The 3,009-nt window shown below is 70.0% G+C and carries 2 protein-coding genes and 2 pseudogenes; all 4 read right to left on the minus strand.

All coding sequences use genetic code 11. From position 1 onward, the window contains the following. Nucleotides 1–980: pseudogene (locus tag G3O06_RS47455) on the minus strand (cobalt-precorrin 5A hydrolase); the annotation flags it as partial. After that, entirely contained in the window at nucleotides 977–1,711 is a 735-nt protein-coding gene (locus tag G3O06_RS47460) for a precorrin-2 C(20)-methyltransferase (RefSeq protein WP_205820216.1), read from the minus strand. The pseudogene G3O06_RS47455 and the gene G3O06_RS47460, both read right to left, overlap by 4 nt. Further along, nucleotides 1,708–2,334 (minus strand): precorrin-8X methylmutase, encoded by a 627-nt coding sequence (locus G3O06_RS47465; RefSeq protein WP_205820218.1) that lies wholly within the window; start codon nucleotides 2,332–2,334, stop codon nucleotides 1,708–1,710. The genes G3O06_RS47460 and G3O06_RS47465 overlap by 4 nt, the downstream gene beginning before the upstream one ends. Then, nucleotides 2,327–3,009, minus strand: a pseudogene (locus G3O06_RS47470) (precorrin-3B synthase); the annotation flags it as partial. The pseudogene G3O06_RS47470 and the gene G3O06_RS47465, both read right to left, overlap by 8 nt.

Genomic DNA, 3,009 nt, shown 5'->3' on the forward strand with positions numbered 1-3,009 from the left:
TCCGTCAGGCGGCCGCGCGCACGGCCGAGCGTGGCAGGATCGACCGGATGCGACGCAACCGCGCATGCGATGCCGTTCGTCGTGGCACGCAGCGTGTGTGCGACGCGCAATGCGCGGTCGAGCAGTGCGGCGGCCGCATCGGTGGGTACGTCGCCGTCACCGCCGGCATCGACGAAGCGCAACGGCACGTCGAGCGTTTGCGCCGCTTCTTCAAGCACGCCATCACCGATTGCCGATGCGGGCGCGACGATGGCCGCGAGCGCCAGCCGCGCGAGACCTTGCGCATCGAGAGCGGCGTCGATGCGCGCAGCGAGCGCTTCATCGCCGTGGATAGCCTGCGCATCGACGCCGACCACCACGCTGCGCGGATGAATCACCAGTTCGTCGCGCGTGCCGCGCCATGCATCGGGAGTCACACGGATCGCGTGCGCGGCCGCATCGTCGCGCGGCAGCGCGACATCTTCGAGCCACGGCGCCGCGCTGTCGATGCGCGTCGACGCGCCCGCGAGCAGATCGGACACAAAGCGCTTGCCCTGCGCGAGATCGGCGAGCGCATAGCCTTCCGGCGGATTGAGCACGCACGCGCCGAAACGCAGTTCGCCGCTGGTCGTGATCGCCGGTGCAACACCAACGCATGCGGCGATTTCTCGCGCCATCACGTTGACACCTGTCAGTCCGCCGAGCAGCGGCACGACGGCCGAACCGTCTTCCGCCACCGCGAGCACGGGCGGCTCGACGCCCTTGTCGGCCAGTGCAGGGGCGATGCAGCGGATCACGATGCCGGCCGCGCACAGCGCGACGATCGGCAGCCCGCGTGCATAGAGTTCACGCAGGTGCGCGCCGAGATCGTCGAACGGCACGTCGGCCGCGACGCGCGCTGCGAGGCCATGCACGAGTGCACCCGGATAGCGCGCCTGGATGCGCCGCGCGGTATCGAGCGCGCCCGCGCCGAGAATCACGATCGCGGGCGGAGTCGTCATCCTTGCCATTTTTCCCCCGGCACGACGAGCAGCGAGAAATACGGCGACGCCATCGGATCGACTTCGTCGAGCGGCACGATGCGCTGGCTCGCCATCGTCGCGCGCTCGACATACAGCGCGCGCTTCGCGAGCCCCAGCTCGTCGAGCACACGCCGCACCTTGTCGAAATTGCGACCGAGCTTCATCACGACGGCCGCGTCGGCCTGCGCGAGCCGCGTGCGCAATTCATGCTCGGGCAGCACGCCCGACAGCACCGACAGACTCTGGTTGCGATAGACAAGCGGCTGGCCGAGCACGGCCGTGCCGCCGAGCATCGCGCATACGCCGGGGATCACCTCGGTGTCGTAGCGCGGCGCAAGGCGGTCATGCAGGTACATGTACGAGCCGTAGAAGAACGGATCGCCTTCGCAGATCACCGCGACGTCGCGCCCTGCATCGAGGTGCGCGGCAACGATCTCGGCGGCCGTATCGTAGAAGTCGGCGATCACCGTCTCGTAGCACAGCGGCGGCGGCAGCGCCTCGGTCGTCACCGGATAGACGAGCGGCAGTTGCGTCTGCGCGTCCTGCAGATGCGCTTCGACGATGCCGTACGCATTGCCTTTCTTGCCCTTCGCGACGAAGTACGCGACCACGGGCGCGGCCTGCAGCACGCGCAGCGCCTTGATCGTCATCAGTTCAGGATCGCCGGGGCCGACGCCGACCCCGAACAGGCGTCCGCGCGCGGTCGTCATTCGACCTCCGTCGCGAGCGCATTGACCGCCGCCGCCGCCATCGCGCTGCCGCCGCGCCGGCCGAGCAGCGCGACGTACGGCACGCCGCGGCTGTCGGCATCGAGCAGTGCCTTCGATTCGGCCGCGCCGATGAAGCCGACCGGGAAACCGAGGATCAGAGCGGGGCGCGGCGCGCCTGCATCGATCATGTCGAGCAGGTGGAACAGCGCGGTCGGCGCATTGCCGATCACGACGACGCTGCCCGCGAGATGCGGACGCCACAGTTCGAGCGCGGCGGCCGAACGCGTGTTGCCGAGATGTCGCGCGAGATCGGGCACCTCGGGCTCGCCGAGCGTGCAGATCACGCGGTTGTCGGCCGGCAGCCGCGCACGCGTGATGCCTTCGGCGACCATTCTTGCGTCGCACAGGATCGGCGCGCCGGCCGCAAGGGCCGTGCGGCCCGCCGCGCCGGCACCGGCCGAGAAGCGCAGGTCGTAGACGACGTCGACCATCCCGCACGCATGGATCACGCGCACCGCGAGTTTCTCGAGGTCGGGCGGAACCTGCGACAGGTCGGCCTCGGCGCGGATCGTCGCGAACGACTGGCGGTAGATTTCCTGCCCGTCGCGAATGTAGTCAAGCATCGGTGGTGTCCTGGCTGTGCCGCGTGCCCGTCAAACGGGCCGCGGCCTGGTCAATCGTCAGATGGCGCGCGAGCGGGGCGCCAAGGCCCGCAGCGGCGTCGCGCCGGTAAAGGTCATAGTGCGCGGGCGCAACCGCGACGAGCGTGTACGTCGCGGGATGCGGCAGCGCGCAGTGGCGTTCGCAGCCGGTCAGGTGCACGTCGACCGCATGGCCGATGCGCGCGGCGAGCGCGAGCGCGTCGTGTTTCGTGTCGGCGTGCGCCTTCGCGCAGCCCGCGCTGCCGGTGCATGCAACGAGCGTCGCCAGCGGGTCGGACGACACGCAGACGAGGCCGAGCGACGCGAGCGCATCGAGCGTGGCCGGCGCGCGTTCGCGCGATACGCGATGCAGGAACACGCCTTGCCATGGCGTCATCGACAGCGTGCTGTCGCCGTCGGTTTCGGCCAGCGCGGCGAGCTGTTCCAGTTGCGATGCATCGAGCCGGCCGAGCACGAATTGCGCGCCGACGTTGCAGCGCGCCGCATCGAGCGACGGACGCACGCCGAAACGCAGCGCCGGTGCGGTGTGCGTGCGGCGCCAGCCGGCGAGCGCCGGATCGGCCGCGAGCGGGAAGGGCAAATAATGCTGCGCGCGTTCGAGCAACGCGCGTTCGCCGCATATTGCGAGCAGCGCGC

It is taken from the genome of Burkholderia sp. Ac-20345, assembly GCF_017104825.1.
GTDB lineage: Bacteria > Pseudomonadota > Gammaproteobacteria > Burkholderiales > Burkholderiaceae > Burkholderia > Burkholderia lata_B.

What these genes read in the sequence shown, in the direction of transcription:
- G3O06_RS47465 (WP_205820218.1), bottom strand. Translation starts at nt 2,334, where the DNA reads ATGCTTGACTACATTCGCGACGGGCAGGAAATCTACCGCCAGTCGTTC.
- G3O06_RS47460 (WP_205820216.1), bottom strand. Translation starts at nt 1,711, where the DNA reads ATGACGACCGCGCGCGGACGCCTGTTCGGGGTCGGCGTCGGCCCCGGC.